The following is a 24,372-nucleotide window of genomic DNA, read 5'->3' on the forward strand; positions in this document are numbered from 1 at the left end:
ACGTTTGCTCCGCAGACAAGCGGCGGAGCATGGAGACAAGTTCCCCGACAGAGGATTGAACTACTACAATCGCTATACGCAGATAAAGCAGCACTTAGCGACCAAATATTACCAAGCCACTGCGACGGGGCTGTCGCAGGGCGGTCACCGCTTTACTAAACACGATATTTCTCACATCGACGATGTCATCCAGCGGACCGGGCAGCTTCTCGGGCTCGATAAGCCCGGATCGCAACCTTATGAAAAACTCGAACCCTACGAAACGTTCGTGTTGCTCTATGCCATTCTGCTGCACGATGCGGGCAACGCTTACGAGCGCGCCGGACACGAGGCGCGCGCGTTCGATATCCTGCGGGATATGGGAAATCTCTGCCCGCTGGCCGACATCGAGAAGCGCCTAGTTGCCTCGATCGCGCAAGCGCATGGAGGAAGAACCGAAGCGGGCGATAAGGATACGATCCCTGCGGTAGTACGTGAGAACGAATCCTCGATCGACGGCATTATCGTGCGCGGCCGTCGACTAGCGGCGCTGCTTCGTTTGGCCGACGAACTCAGCGAGAATCCGCGTCGGGCCGACGCGATCGCGCTCGAAAACCACTCTAAGTCGTATCTGCCGAACTTTTATTGCAAAGTCATCAACACGAAAATCGACGTTCTCGCCGGAAACATCTCGCTGACCTACTCGATTCACAAGGAAGATCTCGGTGCAGAGCATCCGGATCCCGAGAACTCAGATAAACCGACGCTCGTTGTCGACTACATCGCGAAGAGGATAGCGAAATGTGATCAAGAACGTCGATACTGCAATCGTTTCCTCAACGGCTTCCTGTACTTGGACATCATGCGTGCGTCGCTCGAAATATTCGATGGCACAAAGCTCATAGACGAGGTGACGGTAGACCTATCCGATCGAGGATATCCTTCGACCCCGCGTCCCGTCGTTGAGATCGAGAAGCGCTTCGACGGCGTTACTCTCAAACAGAAGCATTTCGATTCCGGTTCTCAAGCGGCTGGAGGTGCGACATGACATCGAACAATCTTTCGGCGTTCTGAGCCCGGAGCAACTGGACAGTTCGTACATCGCGGAAAACTTCGTCGATGTGTTCACCGATCTCCCGCGCGTGAGGGACTTCGGCAACACGTTCATTGCTGGAGCCCGTGGGACTGGGAAGAGCATGCTGCTTCGGAGTCTAGAGCCCGAAGTCATGATGAAAAGCAACCGAGCCAAATCGCTTGCGGATCTTCCATATTTGAGCGTGCACGTTCCACTTAGAAAAGCGGAGTTCGGGGTAACGGAACTGCGGCGGTTGGCCGGATATGCGAGCATCGCGATAGGAGAGCATTTGCTGTCGATGCAGGTGTCCTATCGGCTCGCCGCACTTCTCGAGAGCTTGGCTCATTCTATCGAGAAGGCGGATGCAAAAAGATTTGCCGGGAAGTTCCGCGGCCTGCTCAATATGGGAGGAGGTCGGCTGCGCGAGGCGTCGGTGGAAAAAAACTCGGAGCTCACGTTTGCGTGGGTGAAGGATGCTTGCGAGGCCGAGATTGTCAGAGTCCGGCAGTATTACACCCGTCTGCCTTTTGGCGAGACCACGAAGAATAATTACGAGGGCGCTCTGGTCGGTTTCCTCGATTTCATCGTGCCGCTCGCACTCGAACTTTCGAAGTTTAGGATCTTCGGGAAGATGCCTATATTCGTTATGCTGGACGACGCAGATAACTTGCCGCAGCATCTTCAGCGGGTCATCAATTCTTGGGTGTCGACGAGAAGCACTCACGCGGTTTGCCTGAAGATAACAACCCAATTGGGCTATGCGACTTACAGGACGGTCGACAATCGATTGATCGAGAGTCCGCATGACTTCACCGAAGTGAACCTGAGCACAATCTACACAAATGAGTTCAACACATACAGCAATCGCATTGAGGAAATCGTCAATCGGCGACTGAAACTTGCCGGAATATCGCGTTCTGCCGCCGACTTCTTTCCGCGCGACGAGCAACAAGCGGAACGACTCATGCAAATTCAGCAGGAAATCAAGGACGAGCGCCAAGCAGCAGAGCTGCAAGGGATCTCCGACGGATCCGCCCGGTCGAGAGATCATGTTGCAAGGTACGCCGTGCCACGATTGATGCGAGAACTGGCGGGGAGCTCAAGGTCGTCCCACACTTATAGTTACGCCGGCTTCAGATCCATGGTCGATCTCTCCTCGGGAGTCATTAGATGGTTCCTCGAGCCGGCAAGCCGCATGTATGACCGCGTCGTCAGCGAAAAGGGCGAGCCCGTCGATTGCGTCCCGGTGTCCATTCAGGATCGAGTCTTAGTCGACTGGGCGACCGAGTTTGTTCAGAAGCTGTCAGCAGCGAAGGTCGAGCGACCTTCCGACGATGTGGAATCCGACGAAGCCGATCCGGACGCCAGCTTGCATGCATTGGGCCATGAGACGGAGATCTACGAGAGGCTCAGAAATCTCCTTGACGGTCTCGGGATGCTCTTCCGCTCGCGCCTCTTGGATGAGACTGCTTCTGAGCAGAGAGCCTTTTCGGTGGTGCTAAGGGATAAACCGAAGCCGGATCTGCGACAGGTTCTCGATCTAGGCATCCGATTGGGCTATCTGCAAACGGCCGACAACGCAGCCAAAGAGGCTCTTGGTGCAAGAGTGCCTCGCTATGTTCTCGCACGCCGTCTCGCGCCATATTATAGGTTAGACGTATCAGGCTATGCGGCTCACCTCTCCGTAATGTCCGAGGATCTGGATCTGGCGACGAAGCGCCCGGCGGAATTTGCTAAAAAGAAAGCAGGTGCATCCTCGTCAGAGACGAGCCAACTCAAGCTCGACTTCGAGGAGGACAAATGATCGATAAAGTCGATATCGCCGGCTTTGCATCCGACGTGAGCAGCACCGCCCACTACCTGTTGGGACGAGTGAGCTTCGAAGAGAGGTCGACCACGATACCGCTCTGCGTGAAAGGCATGAAGTGGAAGTCGCCAGTCATATTCGCCTCCACACGGAAGGCGGAGAAGGCGCTCCTCAACCTTTCGCGAGTAAGCGAACATTTCAAAGGAAAGCTCGTGCACCCCGATCTGGATGTCGGTGAACCACTCCGGGTCGCTGAGGTGCTTCGCAAGGAAATAGGGATTTTCGCAGAGGCCGCGGCTCACAGGAAGGCGGTGATAGACATCACGTCGTTTAGACGAGAGGAGCTCTTGATCCTGTTTGCTTTCATAAAGGAACTACAACCTTCGACATTCAAGCACTGGCTCCTCGCCTATACCGGCGCGCAAAATATGGGTGAATGGCTCTCGGGGGAGGTCACCGCGGTTCGATCCGTTCTCGGTTATCCCGGCGATGTAAGGCCTTCGAAAACGACGAAGTTGGTCCTCCTTATGGGCTTCGAAGTTTCGCGTGCCCGGAGCATCATCGAGGCGTATGAGCCGAAGCAGATCGTTCTTGGAACGGGGCGACAATCGGATTCGATAACCGACGAGCTTTATGATCGAAATCGAAAGCTGGTCGATGGGCTTTCGCGAGAGTTTCAAGGAAGCATCCAGCACCGGTTCGAGTTCTCGCCGCGTGATCCGATAGTGGTCGCGAGAGAACTCGGCGAGGCTATAGGTGCGCGTGGCGAGGCAAACGTCGTCATAGCACCGCTCCATACTAAGCTATCAACTTTAGGCGCGGCACGTTATGCGCTTTTCAATCGAGCCGCCCAGATCTGCTACGCGGCGGTTGATGAGTACAATGAGAATGCATACTCCGCGCCCGGAGGTCATATCTACGTCATGCCGATTGAGCCGCTATTCGTCCCGTCCTTTTAATGGGTGGCCTAACGAGCGCTCCAGATCGCGAACTTCTCGCTCGGACAAGTTGCCCAGCAGATCGTTGACGGGTTTCCCGTCTAAGAGGGACTGAACGATTTTCACAGCAGTTCCCGATAGGACTACACTGTTTAGGCGGTATTCCTCGAAAGCTTCGTAAGTCAACGGAACCCACGCCTTCATGATCGAGCCGATGATTTCGGCATAGATCCGAATCTCATATTGGGCGTGCGCGTCCATACGAAGCGCCAGAAAGTTCATGAGGTTGTGAAGATCAATCTTCCAGTACCACTGGGTGTATATGTTGAGTGTCAGGTTCATTCGGGCAAGTTCTCGCGCGACGCCGATGCGGTTGTCGTCAAGACGCTTGCCATCCTCGCTCTCGTTCAGCATCCAGACATAGTCATCGTAATTTCTGTCGGCGTCCTCGCGCAGGATCTCCAGAACTCTCCGGGCTTCATCGCCGGTCAACGTCTCCTCGCGACCTTGCCTATTTATTGTCGACTGCGCCGCGAGTTGATCAATCTCTGGCACATAAAACTCTCGATCGAGAATCGAATACCTTGCGGAGTATTCGTTCACCGAAGCCGTTCGGTGTCTGATCCACTGTCTCGCCACGAAGATGGGCAGTTTGACGTGCAGCTTGATTGACGCCATTTCAAACGGAGTGGTGTGGGAGTGCCTCATCAAGTACCGGATGAGACCGCGGTCTTCCGAGGCTCTACGAGTGCCTCGCCCGTACGATACTCGAGCGGCCTGCACTATCGAGCTATCATCCCCCATGTAGTCAATGACGCGAACGAACCCGTGATCGAGCGCGCGTATCGCGTCGAAGATCAGCCCTTCGAGAGCCGCTACCGTCGGCCTACCGGTCATCGATACCGCCGACTTCGCGGCGGCGATCTCTCGGAGCTGTTCAGGGCTTACAACGTTTTCATGATTCATTCGCAACAAGCTCCCGGTTCACTCTGTCTACTTCAATACAAGGGAAGAGAAGTCTTCATCGTCTAGGACAATACGATAGTCCTGTGGCCGAGGTCATCACCCGGCTCCCCTTCAACTCATACGTCGAGGGAAGCGCGACAAGCAGCGTTAAGTCACTGAATTTTGTGAAAAACCGACGAGCATCCTTTCGAGTGTAAGAATACGCCGAGAATCAGGTCGATGTGGGCCTTGCGGTGATCGACCTAATCTCCGGGCAACACGCTTGGCCACTCGTTCCTCGCCGAATCCGCGAATTGGTCACGACGAGCCTGGCCTTATCGCGGGCGCGAGAAACAAAGTCTGAGAGCATACTGGACCACAAGATGATCGACTTCTACGGGTGATACCGAGCTGCTCCGATCTCTCTTTAGTACCTGATCGGGCCCGACCGTGGCGCATCGCTCGGGGAAGCTAGTTGCCGAATTACCCGATTCTGCCCCTTCCTAACCCCTTGATCCTGCTGCTCCCTTCTACTGTGCATGGGGTTGTTTTCGCGCTTTTTGTTGTCGGGCCTTGGAAGGCTTAAGGGTTATCGTCGCAACACCGGCTGGCCTCTTCAGTTCGGATCATCACCCACAAGGCAAAACGAACATGCACTCTTCCGCCACCGGCTGGGGCAACGGGCTTCTTGGCGTCATCATCTTCAGCGGCTCGCTGCCGGCGACGCGCGTGGCGGTCGGCGGGTTCTCCGCGCTGTTCCTGACCTCGGTGCGCGCGGTCATCGCGGCGCTGATCGGCGTGGCCGTGCTCGGCCTGCTCCGTCAGGCGCGGCCTCAGCGCAAGGATCTCGTCTCGCTCGCCATCGTCGCCATCGGGGTCGTGGTCGGCTTTCCCTTGCTGACGGCGCTTGCGCTCCAGCACATCACCTCGGCGCATTCGATCGTCTTCATCGGGCTCCTGCCGCTGTCGACCGCGATCTTCGGCGTGCTGCGCGGCGGCGAGCGGCCGCAGCCGATGTTCTGGCTGTTCGCGATTTTGGGCAGCGCCACGGTCGCGGGCTTTGCGCTGTCCAACGACGGCACCGCATCGCTCACCGGCGATCTGCTGATGGTCGCGGCGATCGTGCTGTGCGGGCTCGGCTATGCCGAAGGCGCCGCGCTGTCGCGCCGGCTCGGCGGCTGGCAGGTGATCTCCTGGGCGCTGCTGCTGTCGCTGCCGCTGATGGTGCCGGTCGCGATTCTCACCTGGCCGTCGACCTGGAGCGGCGTCGGTGTCCCCGCCTGGGTCGGGCTCGCCTATGTCTCGGTCTTCAGCATGTTCGTCGGTTTCATCTTCTGGTATCGCGGGCTCGCGATCGGCGGCATCGCGCGAATCGGCCAGTTGCAGCAGCTCCAGCCCTTCTTCGGCCTCGCGCTGGCAGGCCTGCTTCTGCACGAACCGGTGGCCTGGAGCATGATCGTCGCGACCGCGCTGGTGGTCGCCTGCGTGGTCTTCGCGCGGCGGTTTGCCTGAGGCCGCCTCACTCTCACCCCATCACCGTCCGCGTCAGCGTGCTCCGCGCAAACTTCTTCAGCGGCATCGGCTTGCCGAACAGAAAACCCTGCACGAGGTCGAAGCCGAGCTCGTTGGCGGTGACGAGGTCGGCGCGGCTCTCGACGCCCTCGGCGACGGCGTGCACGCCGTAGCCATGTGAAAGCTCGACGATGTGGCGGCACACCGTGCGCTTGAGCCGATCGGTGCCGCTGCCGGTGACGAAGTGCCGGTCGGCCTTCAGCTTGATGAAGGGAATCTTGTCCCTATCCATCAGCGACGGCCAGTTGGCGCCGAGATTGTCGATCGACAGGCCGATATTGTGCAGGCGCAGTTCGCGGGCGACCTCGACGAGGTGATCGAGGTCGCGGATCGCCTCCTCGCTCTCGATCTCGATCGTCAGCCCGCCGAACGCCGGATGCGTCGGCATGCGGCGGCAGAGATCGCGCACGGCCTGCGGCTCCTTCAGATATGACGCCGGCAAATTGATCGCGAGGTCGACCGGACTCTGCTGCTCCAGCAGATAGTGCCAGTCCTGCATGGCGCGCTCGATCACGAATTCGGAGAGGTCGCGCAGATGCGGGTCGTGCTCTTCGGGAATGAAATAGGCCGGCGGCACCACGCCCCAGGTCGGATGCCGCATCCGCACCAGCGCCTCGGCACCGTTGCGGATCAGCGTGCGCGCGTCGATCTTGGGCTGGTACCAGAGCTCCAGCCAGCCGGCATGCAAGGCCTCGCCGACATGCACGGCCGGGCTCGGCGCCGGCTCCTCGGGCAACAGCATCGCGACGCGGTCGCGCAGCGTCTCCGCGGCAAAGGGCGTGGTCAGCGGCGGCAGCATCTTGAGGCCGTATTCCTCGCCGACCTGCTGCACCGCCCTGACGATGATCGACTCGCGGGCGCCGACCGTCAGAATCCTGCCGTCGAAGGCCTCGCGCACCAGCGTCTCCAGAAATTTGCCGGGCTCGATGCCGTCGGCGGCGATGCCGAGCAGGATCAAGTCGGGCAATTCGCTCGTCAGCACGCTCTGCAGCTCCTCGGCGCTGGCGCATTCGGTGGTGACGAAGCCGAGATCCTCCAGCACTTCCGCGAGAAACGCGCGAAGATGGCGCTTGCTGTCGGCGACGCAGGCGCGCGGCTTCACCTTTCGCCGTCCGAAGGTTTTGGGCCTTCGTTCGGCGAGTTCTACAATTCCGTCTTCCATCGCAAGCCACTCCCGTTCCGTGCCGGTGTGTTAGCGACGTGAGCAGCTTCAAATATGGAAGGCTTCAGTCGATCGTCGAATTATCTGGGTAACGTTAAAGCACCCATCACGTCTAAAATTGTCTGTGTCTCGTTCGAAAAATTTTTACGTCTGCCCGCGCGTCGGGCGCAGAGTTGCGGTAATCACTGGAGATTTCGCGACGTGCCGTGCGGCTGCATGCACGCGCACTGTCCTGCAATTGGACCGAGCCGCGCGCGCCTCGCCCAATTGAATAAGGCAGCGCCTCAATTGCGCGCAATGCGCGCATTTTTCCCGGTTCGCGCGTGACGGTTCTGCGACAATGCGTCGGCGCGCGCCGGCGCCAATGTGAAGCAGATCACAAGCGGATTGCTGCAGGTGCGCTATTGCTTCGGACAGCCGGTGGTGGGCTGTTGAGGATCACAGCAATGACGTCGCGGCGAATAATGTATTGGTGGTTCAGGTTCGTGCTGTCAGGACGATTTCTCGATCGCTTCCTGTGCCTGCCGCGCGCGCATTAGCGCGGGATCAGGTTTGGCCGATCAGCTTGCGCAACGCGGCCGCGCCGTCCTCGATCGCATCGCGTCCCTTCCAGGCCAGATAGGACAGCTTTCCACCGAGCGTGTCGTGGCTGCGCAGCCGGCGCGAACCGAGAATGTGGCCGACATTGGAAGGAAAGCGGCTCACCTCGGCGGACACCAGCGCCGCGATCGCGTCCATCAATTGCTGCAGCCGAATGCCCCACTCACACTGCTCGATGCCGTCGATCCGCACCTTGAGCGCATATTCGGTGTCGTAGATCTCGGTGAGCAGGTCGCGTGCGATCAGCACCCGGTTGTGCCGGAGCGCGATGCGCAAGGCGAGGCGCCTGTCGTCGAGTTGGTCCAGCACCATGTGAACGACGCAGGCATAGGGCGTGGCGGCGACGTCGGCGGCACTCTTGCTCGCGGCGGCCTTGGTGGCAAGGCGCACCAACTGCCAGAACGTCTTCAGCCGGTTCGACACCAGCGTCAGCGCGAACGGCAGCGCCTCGGGATGGGCCTTCTTGAAGGCGTTCAACCGTGCGGTGATCTGGTCAACCTGGCCGTCGTCGAATTTCGCGATCTTCTCGGGCAGCCTTTCGTTGAATTTCGGCAGCGCGGCGCCGGCGCGCAGCACATGCTGCATCTTCTTCACGTCGTCGAAGGCGGTGCGCGATGCCGTGTATTGCGCGAGCTTGCCGCGCGCGAACTCGGTGCTCTCCGCTGATGCGAGGGTGCTTTCGAGAACCTTGACGACCTTGGTCTGGAAGGTCGATGCGATCTTTTGCACTTCCTTCGGGTTGTTGGCGGCGACCTGGTCGTTGATCGCCTTGGTGTAGTCGCGCGCCATGGTCGGCAGCAGGTCGCGGCAGATCCACTCCCAGATCGGGGTGAGGGTGTTGCGCGAGATCCGCCCCATATTGGCATGCTCGGGCGCGCCGTCGATCAGAAGCAGCTCGAGCGGCGCAAAGAAATGGCGCGAGGGACTGGTGGCGCGCGCCTGGCTCGATCCGTCCTTGCGAAACTCGGCCCGCAGCCGCGATTGGAGGTCGGATGAGCCCGGCATGTCGATGCCGCACAGCTCCAGCCGTTCGAGCTCGCTGAGCAGGCAGCTGCGCGACAGCGGCGTCAGCTTCTGCAGGAAGTCCGATAGCTGGTCGATCTCGTTCATCGCACGCAATCTTCCGCAACGTTTCCAGCAGGCCTATCGGCCGCATGCATGGAGGCATTTGCGCGCTCTCAATTGCGACATAGAGAAGCAAGCCGCCGTTAATATATCGGTAAAATCCGGGTCCGCGCGTCATCGGCGCGGATCGGCGTTAAGAAGACTTCGTGTCATCCGCCCATCGGTTGGGCAGATTCAGCAACCTAGGAATGTTGAGAGCCGCTGCTACTCAAGCACAAAGTGTGCCTGCGCCGGCGTTTCAGCACAAAGCTGCCAGATTCACCGTAGTCTTACGGAGCAAAAAGTTAACCACAGATCGCGTCGGGTTCCGCTAAACGAGTGACATGGGGTCACAGAATGATACGGCCACTGATTCGCGGCCGTCGGAATGGTACGAAAGCAACGCCGCTCCAACTCAAGAGCTCGATGTCGTCCGCCTGAACGCCGCCCGTGCCAAGGCGGCTGACGAAATGGCCGCCGCCATCGCCCGCGAGCTCAACGGTCCCCTCACGGCGCTCCTGCTCTACATGGGCGAGATCAAGCATCACAGCGATCAGCTCGCGCCGGTGACGGCTGATCGTGCCTATTTGCAGCGCGTCGTGGAGAATGCGCTGGTGCAGACCGAGCGGGTTTGTGGCCTCGTCAAACAGCTTGCCGGTTCTCACACGGGTGGCCTGCCGATCGCGTCCAGGGCCGAGGACGCCGAATCGAAGCTCGCGCGCGCACCACAGCCGCAGCGCGTGCCGAGCGCCGAAATGCACGGCCTGTCAGGCCAGAAGCGGCTGACCAAGCGCGAGCGCGAGGTGCTGAGGCTGATCAGCGAGGGCTATTCGAACAAGCAGGGTGCGCTTCGGATGCAGATCAGCCCGCGCACCTTCGAGAGCCATCGCGCCGAGGCGATGCGGAAGCTCGGTGCGCGCAACACGGCGGACCTCGTCCGTGCGGCGCTGCTGCATTCGATCGACTGAAGGCTCTTGCCTCGGGCCGCCCGCCAGCGGCGAGGGCCAAGGTGAGACACCTCTCGAGAAAGACCCGGGGCTTCGATTACGCTCAGAAATAATCTTCGGCGAAGGGACGCGCGCGCGGCGAGGGTCGCAGCGGCTTGAGCTCTTCCTTCGGCACGTTGGGAATGATCGTGATGGTCCAGCGGGGCGGCATGCTCGATTCCTGCTCCAGCACCGAGCGCACGAAGCCCGTCACCGTCGCCTCGCCAGCGGCCACCGTCGCCATCCGGCCGTTGAACTGTGCGATGCGGAAGCGGCGAACTTCTTTCTGGTCCGCGGTCTCGTAGGTGAACATGGAAACCCTCCTGGTTTCCGGCGACTATCGCTGCCTATGATTAGCCATCTGTGAAAATCCCAAGCCGTAGAAGTACGGCGGGCATGCACGCGTGAGTGGTTACGGCGTTTTCGAGGTAGCGCGTCAGCCCTCCGGCTCCTGCGCGCGCCCGGCGGCATAGGCCGCATCCATCAGGTCCAGGAGGTCGCGAAATCCGGCGTCGCCGAGGCTCTCCGCGGTCTTCTCCAGCCGCAGCGCCAGCGCCGCGAGCCGGACATAGCCGAACGTCCCGGCCGCGCTCTTCAGCGAATGCGCTTCGCGCGCGATCCTGCCGTGATGCTGCGCGAGCGCGAGCGTGCGGAGCAATTGCAGGCGCGCGCAGGTGTCGCTCCAGAACACGTCGCGCACTTCGCAAGCACCGTCCTCGCCGATCTCGCGCACCAGCGCCTGGTACGCGCCCGGCTCGCGCGCGGGCTCGGCATCAAGCGGCGTCTGCGCAGGCGCGACGGTGACTTCGAACATGGTTTGGCCTGCCTTGATCACGGTTCGTTTGCCGCCGGCCCGTACAGGCGCGCGCGGCACGTTGCGTGTCTACGGCATCCGCATTTCAGTTCCGGTAGCAGGACAATCCGTGTTTGCGGGCCGGAATTAGCGGACGGTTTACCACGCCGCAGCACCAGTCAGCGCGGGCCGAGCAGCCGGTCATACTGCGCCTTCACCGTGGCGTAGCATTCGCACGCCGTCTGGCGCAGGCCGTCCAGGTTGAGGATCTGGATGTGTCCGCGGCTGTAGTTAATGAAATTCGCCTGCTGCAAGGTATTGGCGACCAGCGACACGCTGTTGCGCCGAGCGCCGATCATCTGCGCCATCGCCTCCTGGGTCAGCAGCAGCCGGTAGTCGCCGGAGAGGTCATGGGTGTGCAGCAGGCAGCGCGACAGCCGCGACTCCACCGGATGGGCGGCGTTGCAGCCCGCGGTCTGCTGCACCTGCGCGTACACTGCCAGTCCGTGACGCGCCAGAAGCGTCCGCAGGGTGCAGCTCTGGTCGGCCGCGACACGCAGCCGGTCGAGGTCCATCATCGAGGCGGAGCCTGGAACCAGCACGATGGCCGTGTTCAGCGCGCAGGCATCGCCCATGATGGAGAGCGTTCCGAGCAGGCTGTCGCGACCGATCATGGCGACTTGCACGTGCTCGCCCCTGGCGAGTTCCACCACCAGAGAGATGACGCCGCGATGGGGAAAGTAGGCGCGCTTGAGCGTTTCGCCGGTCTCGACCAGCACCGCGTCATGCGGCAGATCGCCCGTACGCAGGTGCGGGCGGATCAATTCATAATCGTCTGCCGACAGCGCGGACAGGAAGCCGTTGGAGGAACGCACCATCGTTTCCAAAGTAGCCTCCTGTCTCCCTGACCAGTGGGCCGCAGCACACGAAACTGCTTTCCGTCCAGGCAAGTTCCATCATGTTCCCGCCGGGATATATTGGCAATTGGGACAAGTTGTCCGATCGGCGACCGCCGCCTGACGCCGGGCTCGCCAAGACAGATTCCCTGACCATTTCCAAGGTACCGAGTTGGAGACCCAGCAGATCCCGATCGATCGACTGGAGCATCGGTTGGAGAGTGGTCGCGGTCATGGTTGATCCCCATGCGTTTCGACGTGATCCGCGCCGCGTCCGGTTCGTCATCCGGTTGTGCGGCGACAAATATTGTTATAACGGTTGTGTCGGTCTGCGTATACCCGTTGGGGGGCACACAAGCTGGGCCATTTGCGGCGGAAATGAGAATGGCACGCTGATTCGCTCATGAGCCGGCGCGCCGGCCCTGCGACGTTGTGCAGGTAAAAGCGGCAAGGGGGCCTTCATGGGCCGGAGGCACTACATCCGCGCCGCGTCCATCGCCTTCCCCGCTCCGCCAAGGACGTTCTCAATAGTCCATTTCTCGAGCAAAGGAGCATGGCGTGCGCCACGGTTCAATTATTGAATCGCCGATTCGGGAAGCTCAAGCTGGGACAGAAGGTTTGCGCCATATTCTCGTCGTCGACGACGACCCGATGGTCTGCATGGCCATCGAGGTCTATCTCCAGCGCAACAATTTTCAGGTGACGATCGCCGAAGGAGGAGAAGCCGGACTTCGCGCGCTCGAACACCAACAGTTCGATCTGATGATCATCGATATCTTCATGCCGCACATGCGCGGGTTCGAATCGGTCCGGATCTTTCACGAGCGGGCGCCGGCCGTTCCGTTGATCGCGATGTCCGGCTACGCGTTCGCAAATCTGAATTCGCCGGCCCCCGATTTCCTCCGGATGGCGCTGGAGCTCGGTGCGACGCGCTGTCTGCGCAAGCCGTTCACGCCGCACGCGCTGCTCGCCGCCGTCAACGATTGCTTGGCGGAGCACCGTCCTCACGACGACCTTGTCTCGGCCGCGCGCCTGGGTTAGCGCCGGCACCGGCCGCGGTGGACGCGGGTAACCGTTCGTTTACCGCGAATGCGGGTCTTGCGTATCTCGGCAAAGCACCAAGCGACAGTGGCGAGACCGCCCCGGATTGCAGGCGGCTCGATACAATTCCGCGAAGAGCGCGGATATCGTCCTTCACAAGCAGGGCTTTCCCGCGCGCCTGGTCCCGCTGTTATCGGCACGTTCACCTCACGCGTCTCGCCGTTGCGGCGTGGTGCCGGATTTGCCGAAAAACGCTGTCGCATGCGGTCGAACGGCAAACTTGTCTTCAATATCCGTATTAGCACGGAGGATGAAATTAACGGGACCGTGAAAGGGGATGTCTAACGATCCAAGGCGGGGGGCTTCCGTTCATGCCGAGCGCGGCTCGGGCGTCGAGGTCCAGATCCAGGTCAGTAAGGCGTAGCTCATGGATGATCTGTTGCGGGAGTTTTTGACGGAAACCAGCGAGAGCCTGGACACCGTGGACAATCAGCTGGTGAAGTTCGAGCAGGAGCCGAACAACGCCAAGATCCTGGATAACATCTTCCGGCTGGTCCACACCATCAAGGGCACGTGCGGCTTCCTCGGATTGCCGCGACTTGAAGCGCTGGCGCATGCCGGCGAGACGCTGATGGGCAAATTCCGTGACGGCATGCCGGTGACGGGGCAGGCGGTGACGGTGATCCTGTCCTCGATCGACCGCATCAAGGAAATTCTGGCCGGGCTGGAGGCGACCGAAGCCGAGCCCGAGGGCACCGACCGCGACCTCATCGACAAGCTGGAAGCGATGGTCGAGCAGGGCATGGCGGCCATGTCAGCGTCGGCGCAGCCGATCGCGTCAGGCTCGGCGCAGCCGATGCCGGCGGCTGGAAGCGTTGCTCCCGTGGCTGAAGCGCCGCCGCTGGCGCCGGAAGCGCCTGTCGCCGTTGAAGCCGCGCCGACCTCCGGCGTGCTCGCCGACCAGGGCCTGGAGCGTCCGCTGCGTCCGGGCGAAGTCTCGCTTGACGAGCTCGAGCGCGCCTTCCGCGAGACCGCGATCGAAGTCCCGGCGCCCGTTGCCAAAGCCGAAGTCAAGGCCGAGCCTGAGCCTGCCGCTGAAGCCCCGGTGCCTGTTGCCAAGGACGTCGCCAAGGAGACTAAGGCGCCCAAGGAGAAGGTCGCGCCCAAGAAATCGATGGCCGCCGACGAGGGCGCCGGCGAGGGCGCCAGCATCGCCAACCAGTCGATCCGCGTCAACGTGGATACGCTGGAGCATCTGATGACCATGGTCTCGGAGCTGGTGCTGACCCGCAACCAGCTGCTGGAGATCTCCCGCCGCAACGAGGACACCGAGTTCAAGGTGCCGTTGCAGCGGCTGTCCAACGTCACCGCCGAGCTGCAGGAAGGCGTCATGAAGACGCGCATGCAGCCGATCGGCAATGCCTGGCAGAAGCTGCCCCGCATCGTTCGCGACCTCTCGAGCGAACTCGGCAAGCAGATCGAGCTGGAGATGCACGGCGCCGACACCGAGCTCGACCGCCAGGTGCTCGACCTGATCAAGGACCCGCTCACCCACATGGTGCGCAACTCCGCCGACCATGGCCTGGAGACCCCGGCCGAGCGTCTCGCCGGCGGCAAGGGCGAGCAGGGCACCATTCGCCTGTCCGCCTATCACGAGGGCGGCCACATCATCATCTGCATCGCCGACAACGGCCGTGGCCTGAACACCGACAGGATCAAGGCCAAGGCGATCTCCTCGGGCCTGGTCAGCGAGGCCGAGCTCGAGAAGATGAGTGAAGCCCAGATCCACAAGTTCATCTTCGCGCCGGGCTTCTCGACCGCTGCCGCCATCACCTCGGTGTCGGGGCGCGGCGTCGGCATGGACGTGGTGCGCACCAATATCGACCAGATCGGCGGCACCATCGACATCAAGTCGGTCGCCGGTGAGGGCTCCTCCGTCACCATCAAGATCCCGCTGACGCTCGCCATCGTCTCCGCGCTGATCGTGGAAGCCGCCGGCGACCGCTTTGCGATCCCGCAGCTCTCCGTGGTCGAGCTGGTGCGTGCCCGCGCCAACTCGGAGCACCGCATCGAGCGCATCAAGGACACCGCGGTTCTCAGGCTGCGCAACAAGCTGCTGCCGCTGATCCACCTCAAGAAGCTGCTCAAGATCGACGACGGCGCCGTCTCCGATCCCGAGAACGGCTTCATCGTGGTGACGCAGGTCGGCAGCCAGACCTTCGGCATCGTCGTCGACGGCGTGTTCCACACCGAAGAAATCGTGGTCAAGCCGATGTCGACGAAACTGCGTCACATCGACATGTTCTCGGGCAATACCATCCTGGGCGACGGCGCGGTCATCATGATCATCGACCCCAACGGCATCGCCAAGGCGCTCGGCGCCGCCGGCTCTTCGGCCCATGACATGAACAACGAGAACGGGGCTCACCACATCGGATCGGGCGAGCAGACCACCTCGCTGCTGGTGTTCCGCGCCGGCTCGTCCCAGCCCAAGGCGGTCCCGCTCGGGCTCGTCACGCGCCTGGAAGAGCTCCCGGCCGACAAGATCGAGTTCAGCAACGGCCGCTACATGGTGCAGTACCGCGAGCAGCTGATGCCGCTCGTGGCCATGGAGAGCGTCACCATCGCGAGCCAGGGCGCCCAGCCGATCCTGGTGTTCTCCGATGACGGCCGCTCCATGGGCCTCGTCGTCGACGAGATCATCGACATCGTCGAGGAACGGCTCAACATCGAGGTCGGCGGATCCTCCTCCGGCATTCTCGGCTCGGCCGTGATCAAGGGCCAGGCCACCGAAGTGATCGACGTCGGCCACTTTCTGCCGATGGCGTTCTCCGACTGGTTCACCCGCAAGGAGATGAAGCCGTCGCTGCACTCGCAATCGGTGCTGCTGGTCGACGACTCCGCGTTCTTCCGCAACATGCTGGCCCCGGTGCTCAAGGCCGCCGGCTACCGCGTCCGCACCGCGCCGACCGCGCAGGAGGGCCTGGCGGCGCTGCGCGCGCAGACCTTCGACGTGGTCCTGACCGACATCGAGATGCCCGACATGAACGGGTTCGAGTTTGCCGAGACCATCCGCTCCGACAGCAATCTGGGCGCGATGCCGATCATCGGGCTCTCCGCGCTGGTGTCGCCGGCGGCGATCGAGCGCGGCCGTCAGGCCGGCTTCCACGACTATGTCGCCAAGTTCGACCGTCCCGGTCTGATCGCGGCGCTGAAGGAACAGACCGCGGGCGCTGCCGGTGCCTCCGAGCTGAGCCGCGCAGCAGCGTAACCAGCGGGATCAGGAGAAACTAACATGACCAAGAAGACCCAGTCCGGCGAAGGCGCCATGGTCGAATACGTCACCGCGATGATCGGCGGCCAGCTGTTCGGCCTGCCGATCTCCCGCGTCCAGGACGTGTTCATGCCCGAGCGCGTCACCCGCGTGCCGCTGTCCTCGCGCGAGATCGCGGGCGTGCTGAACCTGCGCGGCCGCATCGTCACCGTGGTCGACATGCGCGCCCGGCTCGGCCTGCCCAAGCCCGAGGACGGCAAGATCCCGATGGCGGTCGGCGTCGACCTGCGCGGTGAATCCTATGGCCTCTTGATCGACCAGATCGGCGAAGTGCTGCGGCTCGCCGAGGACGGCATGGAAGAAAACCCCGTCAATCTCGACCCCCGCATGGCCAAGCTCGCCGGCGGTGTCCACCGTCTCGACGGCCAGCTCATGGTCGTCCTCGACGTCGACCGCGTCCTCGAGCTCAAGACCGAAGTGCAAATGGCTGCGTGAGCCCCAGAAACATCGAAGCCGGAGAACCGAAATGAAGACGTGTTTGGTGGTCGATGATTCCAGCGTCGTGCGCAAGATCGCACGCCGAATCCTGGAAGGCCTGGAATTCGAAGTCACGGAGGCCGAGGACGGCTCCAAGGCGCTCGAGATCTGCCAGCACAAGCTGCCGGACGCGGTGCTGCTGGACTGGAACATGCCGGTGATGGACGGCTTCGAGTTCATGGGCCACATGCGCCGCCTGCCGGGCGGCGAGGAGCCCAAGGTCGTGTTCTGCACCACCGAAAACAACGTGGCTCATATCGCTCAGGCGCTCAGCGGGGGCGCCAACGAGTACATCATGAAGCCCTTCGACAAAGACATCATCGCCGACAAATTCGCTGAAGTCGGCTTGATCCCGGTCGGGCAAGCCATGGTCTGAGTGTCTGGCGGAGTGTTCCAGCCAGAGTGTTCCCAGTACAGCTTCCGAGAGGCCTATCAGTGACCCCGACCGAGTATGAGTATCTGCGTAAGTTCCTGAGGGATCATTCCGGGCTCGATCTGTCCGCAGACAAGCAATATCTGATTGAAAGCCGGCTGTTGCCGCTGGCGCGCAAGGCCGGGATCCCTGGCATCGGCGAGCTCGTGCAGAAGCTGCAAGGCGCTGGCTCGGGCGCGCTCGTCACCAGCGTGGTCGAGGCGATGACCACCAACGAGACCTTCTTCTTTCGCGACAAGGTCCCGTTCGATCATTTCCGCGACACCATCATGCCGGAGATCATCAAGGCCCGCTCCGGCCGCCGCAGTGTGCGCATCTGGTGCGCCGCCGGCTCGACCGGGCAGGAGCCCTATTCGCTGGCGATGAGTCTGAAGGAGATGGGTGCGGCCCTGACCGGCTGGCGCGTCGAGATCATCGCGACCGATTTGTCGCAGGAGGTGCTCGAGAAGGCCAAGGCCGGCATCTACAGCCAGTTCGAAGTGCAGCGCGGCCTGCCGATCCAGATGCTGATGAAATATTTCAAGCAGACCGGTGAGACCTGGCAGATCAATCCCGAGCTACGGGCGATGATCCAGCACCGGCAGCTCAATCTGCTGCACGATTTCGCTCAGCTCGGCACCTTCGACGTCATCTTCTGCCGCAACGTGCTGATCTATTTCGATCAGGACACCAAGATCAACATTTTCAACCGCCTGGCTCGCCAGATCGAGGGAGACGGTTTCCTGGTGCTGGGCGCGGCCGAAACGGTGGTCGGACTGACCGACACGTTCAGGCCAATTCCAGAGCGGCGCGGTCTCTACAAGCCGAACGACCCGCGTGCCGCGGCCGCCAAGCCGGCGCTTGCCGGCGCCGTGCCGCGCGTAGCGGTCATGGCAGGACGATAGGCATGGCCGAGGATGGCAAGGGCGCGGAACGCGTGACGTTCAGTCGCGGCTATGATGTCTGCATCATGGCCATCGACGGCACGTGGCGCCGCGACTGCAAGCTCAACGCGATCTCCGACACCGACGCCATCCTGACGGTGGAAGGCTCCATTCAGGGCCTGAACCTCAAGGAGTTCTTCCTGCTGCTGTCGTCCACCGGGCTTGCCTACCGCCGCTGCGAACTGGTGCGCGTCAACGGCGTCGAAATGGACATCCAATTCCTGCGTGGCAAGAACCGGAAGAAGCGCGGCGCCGCCGGTGGCCGTGACGAGGCGGCGTGATCGTCACCTGCGTCTCGTCGCCGTTTGCCGCGAAGTTGGTTCACATTTGCTGAAACATCCGACTGAATTTGCCTTGGCGACTTTACGTCGCCTAAGCGCGAGCCGTGTATGCATTGCCGGTCTCAATCTCAGGATACCGCAATGCCCAGAAGCTCTTTTTCCCCTCTCCCGTCAAACCTGCCCGACGGCGCCGAGCGTCGCGCACTTCAGCTTCTGGTGGTCGATGACGACGCCACCCAGCGCAGCCTGATCACGGTCGCGGCCAAGCAGGCCGGCCATGAAGTCACCGTGGCGCCGTCCGTGGCCGAAGCGATCGAAAAACTCCGCACCGCACGCTTCGACTGCGTGACACTCGATCTCCTGCTGGAGGATGGCGACGGCATCGACGTGCTGGGCGAGATGGCCAAGGCGAAATTTGGCGGCGCCGTGATCGTCATCAGCGGCATGGACGGCAAGCGCCGCAGCGCCGCCCGCAGCTTCGCCCGTTCCGTCGGGATCGAGCTCCAGAGCCTGCCCAAGCCGCTGGATCTGGCCGCATTGCGCATCAGCCTCGCCAATCTCAGCAAGACCGCGATGGGCCTGCCGGCTATCCACACTTGGGGTGGTGTCGCCACCGACGCGATCGTGGAGCGGCACCGCGCCTGAGCCGCGGCCTGCCATGCGATGAAATGCGGTCGTCGCGCCGCAGCAACCGCGATCTGTACCGTGCTGCCAGTTTCCGACAGGCATTCAGCGGCGTGGCCCAAGGCCCGCCCGGCAGGCGTCGAGCGCGGCGATCGCGATGGCATACCTGGGTGTGACGTCGTCGAGCACGAAAACGTCGGCGGAACCTTCCGGATCGCTGCCGTGTTCTTGATCCATGGCTGTGGCGGTCCGGCGCATACTGGTCTCGATCTGCGAGATCAGCATGCGAAGGTCAGCCGCAATCAGCTCACGGCTCTCGACTTCGGGCATTGCGACGAGAGGCGGCGTAGCGGCCCAATTTAGCATGGATATTCTCCGTCCTCTGCAATTGGGCGCCTTGCCGCTACTTGTGCGTTAAGTCCATGTCCCGTACAAATACGGTGGGCCGAATCCGCGCCGAACGCCATAACGGTTGGGGCGGACGCGAGTCCTTCATGCCAACCGGATGTGTGGCACATGGCCGAACAAAGCTCTCGCGGTGAAATCTTCGTGGTCGACGACGACGCTGCCGTTCGCGACACCTTGTCGATGGTGTTGAAGGCGGCGGGCTATGAGGTGATCTGTTTTGCGGACGGCGCAGCATTGCTCTCTGTCGCGCGAAGCCGCACACCTGCAGCGGTCCTGCTCGACGTGCACATTCCCGGCAAGTCGGGCCTCGATATTCTCAATGAGCTGCACGGCGAAGACTATCCGGCACCGATCTTCATGATCTCCGGACAGGGCGATATCGCGATGGCGGTCGGGGCCATCAAGAGCGGCGCGCTCGACTTCATCGAGAAGCCGTTCCGCGGCAGCGAGATCGTCGGCCGGCTCGACGAGGCGATCGGCGCCTATGCACGCAGGCAGTCGGAGAACGCGGCGCCGAAGTTCGGCTCGCTGCATTTCCCCGGGCGCGAGCCGTTGACGCGCAGGGAACGCGAGGTGCTCGAGCAGTTCGCCGCCGGCGCTTCCAACAAGGAAGCCGGCCGCACGCTCGGCATCAGCCCGCGCACCATCGAGGACCACCGCGCCAACATCATGAAGAAGCTCGGTGCGCGCAATGCCGCCGATCTGATCCGGATCGTGATGACCGCGGCGCAGCGCGCGTCGTAAATTTATCGGCAGTAGCCCGGATGGAGCGTAGCGAAATCCGGGGATCCGTGTCCACGGCAAGACACGTCCCGGATTGCGCTACGCTCCATCCGGGCTACGGCCCCTCACATCACCCGCTCAGCGCCTTGCGGATGGCCCGCGCCAGATCCGATTTGCGATAGGGCTTCGCCAGCAGCAGAACGCCCGAATCCAGCCGGCCGTGATGGATGATCGCGTTCTCGGTGTAGCCGGACGTGTAGAGCACCCTGAGATCGGGACGCGTTCTCTGCAGTTCGTCGGCGAGCTGCCGCCCGTTCATCTTGCCGGGCATGATGACGTCGGTGAACAGGAGGTCGAACGGTTTTCCGGCGGCGACGATTGCGAGCGCCTCCGCGGCGTTCGCAGCCTGCAAGGTGACGTAGCCGAGCGAATGCAGCTGTGCCAGCACGTAGTCGCGCACCAGCCGGTCGTCCTCGACCACAAGGATCGTCTCGTGTCCGCCCTCGATGGTCGCCGGCGTCGCGCTCTCGCCGACCGCCGTTGGCGTCTTGCCGGGCGGCAGATACATCTTGATCGTGGTGCCGTGGTCTTCCTCGCTGTAGATCTTGATATGGCCCGCTGACTGCTTGATGAAGCCGTAGACCATCGAAAGCCCGAGTCCGGTGCCCTTGCCCGGTCCCTTCGAGGTGAAGAAGGGGTCGAACACCCTGGCCAGCATGTTGGCGGGAATTCCGCTGCCGGTGTCGCTCACGGCGATCAGCACGTAGTGTCCCGGCGGGACGTCGTTGACGTTGGCATAGACCTCGTCGAGATAGGCCGCGCCCGTCTCCACGATCAGCTTGCCGCCGCCCGGCATGGCGTCGCGGGCATTGAGCGCGAGGTTGAGGATCGCGGTGGTGAGCTGGCTGGGATCGACGATCGCGACGCAGTTCTCGTCCTCGAACACCGATTCGATATGGATCTGCTCGCCCAGCGTCGGCCGCAATAATTTCGCCGTGTCGATGATCAGCGCGTTGACGTCGATTTCGCGCGGCTGGAGCGGCTGCTTGCGCGCAAAAGCCAGCAGATGCTGCGTCAGCTCGGCGCCACGCCCGGCGGCCTCGTCGATCATCTTCGTGATCGCGGCGAGCTCCGGCTCCTTGGCCACCGCGTCGGCCAGGATCTCGATCGTGCCGGTGATGACGGTGAGGATGTTGTTGAAATCGTGCGCCACGCCGCCGGTGAGCTGGCCCACCGCCTCCATCTTTTCGGCCTGGCGGATGCGCTCGTCGGCCGCGATCTTGTCGGTCAGGTCGCGGTAGAACGAATTGAAGAGAACGCCTTCGCGTCGCCGGAGCGCCGTGACGCTGAGCTCGGCCCTGAACTCCTTGCCGTCGCGCCGCCGCACCAAAAGGTCGCGCCGTGGATTGGCCAGCGATTGTTGCTCGGATTCGAGAAAGAGCTTCAGTCTGGCCCTGACACTTTCGCGCTCACTGGGGGCGACGAAAAGCTCGATCGCATCCTCGCCGATCGCCTCCTCACGCGTCCATCCGAAGAGCTTCTCGGCTTGCGAGTTCCAACTCAGGATGGTCCCGGTGTGGTCGGTCTGGGTGAAAGCATCGAGCGAGGTCTCGACAATGTTGCGCGCCAGCTGTTCGCTCTCCCGCAAGGACTCCTGTGCAAGCCTCGCCTCCGTCATGTCGCGCCCGACAAAGAAGTAGCGATTGGCCTGGGCGGACCAGCTGGCGAGCCAGGACAGCCAGACCTCGTGGCCATTCTTGTGGAAGCAGCGGGTGTCGGCGAGCCTCGGACGTTCGCCGCGCCGCAGTGCGCGCATCTCGTCGCGCGACCGGTCGAGGTGGTCCGGATGAATGAAATCGGCGCCGCTGCGACCGATCATCTGCTCCGGCCGGTAGCCGAGGATGGCCTCGCTGCTCGGACTGATCTGCGCGATGTGGCCGCGCGCGTCCATCACCATGATCAGATCCTGGGAGGTCTCGAAGATCTGCCGCCGTTCCTCGAGCTGCTGCTGCAGCGCCCGCTCGGCCCGCCGCGCCTCGGTCAGGCTGCGCGCCGTGCCGGAGGCGCCCACGATCTCGCCAGACGGGCCCCTGATCGGCGACAGGCTGAGTGAGATTTCGACCGACGTGCCATCCTTGCGCAGGCGCACCGTCTCGAAGCGTTCGATCGGTTCACCTCCGGCGATCCGCCGCAAATAGTCCTTGCCTTGCTCGCGTCGGTCGGGTGGGACGATGATCGAGGTGGATTGCCCGATCGCCTCATTCGCCGAATAGCCGTAGAGGCGCTCGGCGGCCGCATTCCAGCCGGTGATGATGGCGTCGAGCGATTGCATCACGATCGCATCGTCGGAGGATTCGACGGCGGCGCTGAACAAGCGCTCGCGCGCTTCATGATGGCTTCGCGCGGCCTCGGTGCGGCGATGCTCCTCGATCTCGCGTTCAAGCGCGGCCGTCTTTGCTCTCGTTTCTTCGACCATTTGCGCGAATGCCCGCGCCAGCACGCCTGTCTCTCCGCTCGCATCGACGGGAATCTCGGCGCGCCGTCCGCTGCCGATCGCTTCCACCGCCGCGGTCAGACGCCCGATCGGCCGCGTCAATGAGCGCGCCAGCAGCACCGCAAGCAAAGCTGCGGCAAGGATGGCAAGCAGGCCGACCAGCGAGGAGGTTTTTTGAATGGCCGCCGGAACGCTACTGAACACGGATGGTGGTGCCGTCTCGATGACTGCCAACCACTCCTTGCCGGCCAGCAGTACCGGTGCGATCGCCGCTCCACTCGGCCGGCCCGCTTGATCGCTCGTAAGCTGCGTGGATCCTTGCGGCAGGCCGGCCCGGGCTGCAAAGAAAGGAAAGTCTCGGCGCCAATCGTTGGCGTTGCCAAGCAATGCACCGAATTCCCGCGCGCGATCAGGGTGGACAAGATAGTCGCCACGCGAATTCACGACATAGATTTCTCCTCCTGCGCTCGCGGTCGAGCGGACGCGGTCGAGCGCAGGACGCATGTCGATATTGGCGATGATGATGCCGAACGGCTTGCTATCAGGCGTGAACAGCGGCGTCGCGACGCGCAACGTCGGAATGTGAGGGTCCGTGGTTCCTCCCTGGCGCGTGGCGAGATCGACGGGCGAAACATAGATGTCGCCCGGCGCCAATTGAATCGTCTCCTGGAAGTAGGTTCGGTCGTTCTTGCGTTCCAGTTCGCCGTCGGGGACAATCCGTGCTGTTCCGTTCGGGCCGGTGCGATCGACGCGGACCAGCTCGCGCTGGTCGTCGTCAAGGCCGATGATTCGAAATTGCCCGTAGCTCGGTTTCGCGTCGATCTCGGCTGCGAGCCGCGCAGCGATGCGCTCGCGCCAGGTTTGCTCGGAAACGCCGTCGACATCGTCGAGGCCTCCACCGATATGGGCACGGATCAGGCCGTTGATGGCCGCGGCGGAGCGATAACCGAGCAGATCGCCGCGAGCGCCGGCAACGTAGGATTCAAGATGGGTGGCCAGCAGGCTCGACTGGGCTTCAATCCGTTCCAGGACCCGCGGAATGACGGCCTGGGTGATATTGCGATAGCCGAGCCAGCCGACTGCGGCCACGGTGACCGCCACCAGCAGGATCATCGCGATGGCGAGCCGCGTAGCGAGCGTCATGGCGATATTTGCACCGCGTCCTGAATGGCCGTGCCCGCGCTTGGTTGGAACAGAATGAAGGTTCTTGTCATCGGCGGCCGGTGCTGACATCCGGATTCCTCACCGATGCCGTCCGCGCCGCGTCCAGGCAGCCAGCGACCGCGGCGAGCAGCGCGTCGGGCCGGAACGGCTTCTGCAGGCTCGCGACCGCGCCGAGCTTGGTCGCCATCCTGAGGAAGTCCGGCTCCGCATGGGCATCCGGCGTGAACGAACGGCCGGAAATGACGACGATCGGAATCGCCGGCTGCAGCGCCCGGATGTGGCGCATCGTCTCCAGGCCGTCCATGCCGGGCATGAAGATGTCGAGAAACAGCAAGTCGAACTGGCTGGCCTCGAACAGCGCAAGTCCCTTGCGGCCGTCTCCGGCGACGGTGATGTGATGACCGACCCTCTCCAGGAGCAGCCGGATCGTCATCTGCACGGCCGGGTCGTCATCCACGATCAGGATGTTGGCCACGTCTGGTATCCTCCGGGCCGGATGGGGCTTCCCAGCGACCGCAAATCAAACCATCAACTCTGAAATTGTTGCGCGGATTGCATCCGGCCTGCAAGCACTTCGCCATCGATCCGACGATTGCTCGCAAATGGCGAAACG

General features: G+C 62.4%; 22 protein-coding genes. 13 read left to right on the forward strand and 9 right to left on the reverse strand.

Annotated features, from left to right (window positions below; all coding sequences use genetic code 11):
- The first annotated feature begins 55 nt into the window (after positions 1 to 55).
- The 3 genes from BRA471DRAFT_RS02235 to BRA471DRAFT_RS02245 are packed head-to-tail and all read left to right on the forward strand — an operon-like array spanning position 56 to position 3,820.
- Positions 56 to 1,027: a hypothetical protein gene (locus tag BRA471DRAFT_RS02235; RefSeq protein WP_157233959.1), complete on the forward strand. Its 972-nt coding sequence runs from the start codon at positions 56 to 58 to the stop codon at positions 1,025 to 1,027.
- Complete coding sequence (locus tag BRA471DRAFT_RS02240) at positions 1,017 to 2,858, forward strand: hypothetical protein (protein WP_007604404.1); 1,842 nt, start codon at positions 1,017 to 1,019, stop codon at positions 2,856 to 2,858. Before BRA471DRAFT_RS02235 ends, BRA471DRAFT_RS02240 begins: the two co-directional genes overlap by 11 nt.
- Positions 2,855 to 3,820 carry a hypothetical protein gene (locus tag BRA471DRAFT_RS02245; RefSeq protein WP_007604405.1) on the forward strand — a complete coding sequence of 322 codons (966 nt, stop codon included), beginning with the start codon at positions 2,855 to 2,857 and terminating at the stop codon, positions 3,818 to 3,820. Before BRA471DRAFT_RS02240 ends, BRA471DRAFT_RS02245 begins: the two co-directional genes overlap by 4 nt.
- Here the strand turns inward: BRA471DRAFT_RS02245 and thyX are convergent.
- Complete coding sequence (gene thyX / locus BRA471DRAFT_RS02250; protein WP_007604406.1) at positions 3,800 to 4,765, reverse strand: FAD-dependent thymidylate synthase; 966 nt, start codon at positions 4,763 to 4,765, stop codon at positions 3,800 to 3,802. The genes BRA471DRAFT_RS02245 and thyX overlap by 21 nt on opposite strands.
- A 630-nt stretch (positions 4,766 to 5,395) precedes the next feature.
- Here thyX and BRA471DRAFT_RS02255 point away from each other — a divergent pair.
- Positions 5,396 to 6,256 carry a DMT family transporter gene (locus BRA471DRAFT_RS02255; RefSeq protein ID WP_007604408.1) on the forward strand — a complete coding sequence of 287 codons (861 nt, stop codon included), beginning with the start codon at positions 5,396 to 5,398 and terminating at the stop codon, positions 6,254 to 6,256.
- A 13-nt stretch (positions 6,257 to 6,269) separates the two neighbouring features.
- Here BRA471DRAFT_RS02255 and BRA471DRAFT_RS02260 read toward each other — a convergent pair whose 3' ends face one another.
- Both BRA471DRAFT_RS02260 and BRA471DRAFT_RS02265 read right to left on the reverse strand, forming a co-directional pair.
- On the reverse strand, positions 6,270 to 7,478 hold the full coding sequence (locus tag BRA471DRAFT_RS02260; RefSeq protein WP_007604409.1) for an EAL domain-containing protein: 1,209 nt from the start codon (positions 7,476 to 7,478) through the stop codon (positions 6,270 to 6,272).
- Positions 7,479 to 8,024: 546 nt separating this feature from the next.
- Positions 8,025 to 9,188 (reverse strand): hypothetical protein, encoded by a 1,164-nt coding sequence (locus BRA471DRAFT_RS02265; protein ID WP_007604410.1) that lies wholly within the window; start codon positions 9,186 to 9,188, stop codon positions 8,025 to 8,027.
- Positions 9,189 to 9,526: 338 nt separating this feature from the next.
- Here BRA471DRAFT_RS02265 and BRA471DRAFT_RS02270 point away from each other — a divergent pair, with 338 nt between their 5' ends.
- Positions 9,527 to 10,150, forward strand: a complete 624-nt coding sequence (locus BRA471DRAFT_RS02270; protein WP_007604411.1) for a helix-turn-helix transcriptional regulator — start codon at positions 9,527 to 9,529, stop codon at positions 10,148 to 10,150.
- 82 nt (positions 10,151 to 10,232) lie between these two features.
- On the opposite strand, the gene BRA471DRAFT_RS02275 is transcribed toward BRA471DRAFT_RS02270, so the two are convergent.
- The 3 genes from BRA471DRAFT_RS02275 to BRA471DRAFT_RS02285 all read right to left on the reverse strand — a co-directional run bounded on the left by BRA471DRAFT_RS02275 (position 10,233) and on the right by BRA471DRAFT_RS02285 (position 11,839).
- Positions 10,233 to 10,481: a hypothetical protein gene (locus BRA471DRAFT_RS02275; RefSeq protein WP_007604412.1), complete on the reverse strand. Its 249-nt coding sequence runs from the start codon at positions 10,479 to 10,481 to the stop codon at positions 10,233 to 10,235.
- Between the two features lie 123 nt (positions 10,482 to 10,604).
- Positions 10,605 to 10,982 (reverse strand): Hpt domain-containing protein, encoded by a 378-nt coding sequence (locus BRA471DRAFT_RS02280; protein ID WP_035974585.1) that lies wholly within the window; start codon positions 10,980 to 10,982, stop codon positions 10,605 to 10,607.
- Between the two features lie 158 nt (positions 10,983 to 11,140).
- On the reverse strand, positions 11,141 to 11,839 hold the full coding sequence (locus BRA471DRAFT_RS02285; protein ID WP_179950131.1) for a Crp/Fnr family transcriptional regulator: 699 nt from the start codon (positions 11,837 to 11,839) through the stop codon (positions 11,141 to 11,143).
- 636 nt (positions 11,840 to 12,475) lie between these two features.
- Between BRA471DRAFT_RS02285 and BRA471DRAFT_RS02290 the strand changes: the two genes are divergently transcribed.
- The 7 genes from BRA471DRAFT_RS02290 (at position 12,476) to BRA471DRAFT_RS02320 (ending at position 18,991) form a co-directional block, all read left to right on the forward strand.
- The gene (locus BRA471DRAFT_RS02290; RefSeq protein WP_167552308.1) at positions 12,476 to 12,898 is read left to right on the forward strand and encodes a response regulator; all 423 of its coding nucleotides are present in this window, start codon (positions 12,476 to 12,478) and stop codon (positions 12,896 to 12,898) included.
- 427 nt (positions 12,899 to 13,325) lie between these two features.
- The gene (locus BRA471DRAFT_RS02295; RefSeq protein WP_007604415.1) at positions 13,326 to 16,169 is read left to right on the forward strand and encodes a hybrid sensor histidine kinase/response regulator; all 2,844 of its coding nucleotides are present in this window, start codon (positions 13,326 to 13,328) and stop codon (positions 16,167 to 16,169) included.
- 24 nt (positions 16,170 to 16,193) lie between these two features.
- Positions 16,194 to 16,667 (forward strand): chemotaxis protein CheW, encoded by a 474-nt coding sequence (locus BRA471DRAFT_RS02300; protein ID WP_007598954.1) that lies wholly within the window; start codon positions 16,194 to 16,196, stop codon positions 16,665 to 16,667.
- 31 nt (positions 16,668 to 16,698) lie between these two features.
- Positions 16,699 to 17,085, forward strand: a complete 387-nt coding sequence (locus BRA471DRAFT_RS02305; RefSeq protein ID WP_007604416.1) for a response regulator — start codon at positions 16,699 to 16,701, stop codon at positions 17,083 to 17,085.
- Between the two features lie 59 nt (positions 17,086 to 17,144).
- A complete protein-coding gene (locus BRA471DRAFT_RS02310) occupies positions 17,145 to 18,026 on the forward strand; it encodes a protein-glutamate O-methyltransferase CheR (RefSeq protein ID WP_007604417.1) in 882 nt (293 codons plus the stop codon).
- A gap of 2 nt (positions 18,027 to 18,028) precedes the next feature.
- On the forward strand, positions 18,029 to 18,346 hold the full coding sequence (locus BRA471DRAFT_RS02315; RefSeq protein WP_007598957.1) for a hypothetical protein: 318 nt from the start codon (positions 18,029 to 18,031) through the stop codon (positions 18,344 to 18,346).
- Between the two features lie 141 nt (positions 18,347 to 18,487).
- The gene (locus BRA471DRAFT_RS02320; protein WP_007604418.1) at positions 18,488 to 18,991 is read left to right on the forward strand and encodes a response regulator; all 504 of its coding nucleotides are present in this window, start codon (positions 18,488 to 18,490) and stop codon (positions 18,989 to 18,991) included.
- An 84-nt stretch (positions 18,992 to 19,075) separates the two neighbouring features.
- Here the strand turns inward: BRA471DRAFT_RS02320 and BRA471DRAFT_RS39260 are convergent, their stop codons facing one another.
- A complete protein-coding gene (locus BRA471DRAFT_RS39260) occupies positions 19,076 to 19,255 on the reverse strand; it encodes a hypothetical protein (protein ID WP_231171016.1) in 180 nt (59 codons plus the stop codon).
- A 231-nt stretch (positions 19,256 to 19,486) separates the two neighbouring features.
- Here BRA471DRAFT_RS39260 and BRA471DRAFT_RS02330 point away from each other — a divergent pair, with 231 nt between their 5' ends.
- A complete protein-coding gene (locus BRA471DRAFT_RS02330; protein ID WP_007604420.1) occupies positions 19,487 to 20,122 on the forward strand; it encodes a response regulator transcription factor in 636 nt (211 codons plus the stop codon).
- A gap of 109 nt (positions 20,123 to 20,231) precedes the next feature.
- Here BRA471DRAFT_RS02330 and BRA471DRAFT_RS02335 read toward each other — a convergent pair whose 3' ends face one another.
- Both BRA471DRAFT_RS02335 and BRA471DRAFT_RS02340 read right to left on the reverse strand, forming a co-directional pair.
- Entirely contained in the window at positions 20,232 to 23,828 is a 3,597-nt protein-coding gene (locus BRA471DRAFT_RS02335; RefSeq protein WP_007604421.1) for a PAS domain S-box protein, read from the reverse strand.
- Positions 23,806 to 24,234, reverse strand: a complete 429-nt coding sequence (locus BRA471DRAFT_RS02340) for a response regulator (protein WP_007604422.1) — start codon at positions 24,232 to 24,234, stop codon at positions 23,806 to 23,808. The genes BRA471DRAFT_RS02335 and BRA471DRAFT_RS02340 overlap by 23 nt, the downstream gene beginning before the upstream one ends.
- Positions 24,235 to 24,372 lie beyond the last annotated feature (138 nt).

Source organism: Bradyrhizobium sp. WSM471 (genome assembly GCF_000244915.1).
GTDB lineage: Bacteria > Pseudomonadota > Alphaproteobacteria > Rhizobiales > Xanthobacteraceae > Bradyrhizobium.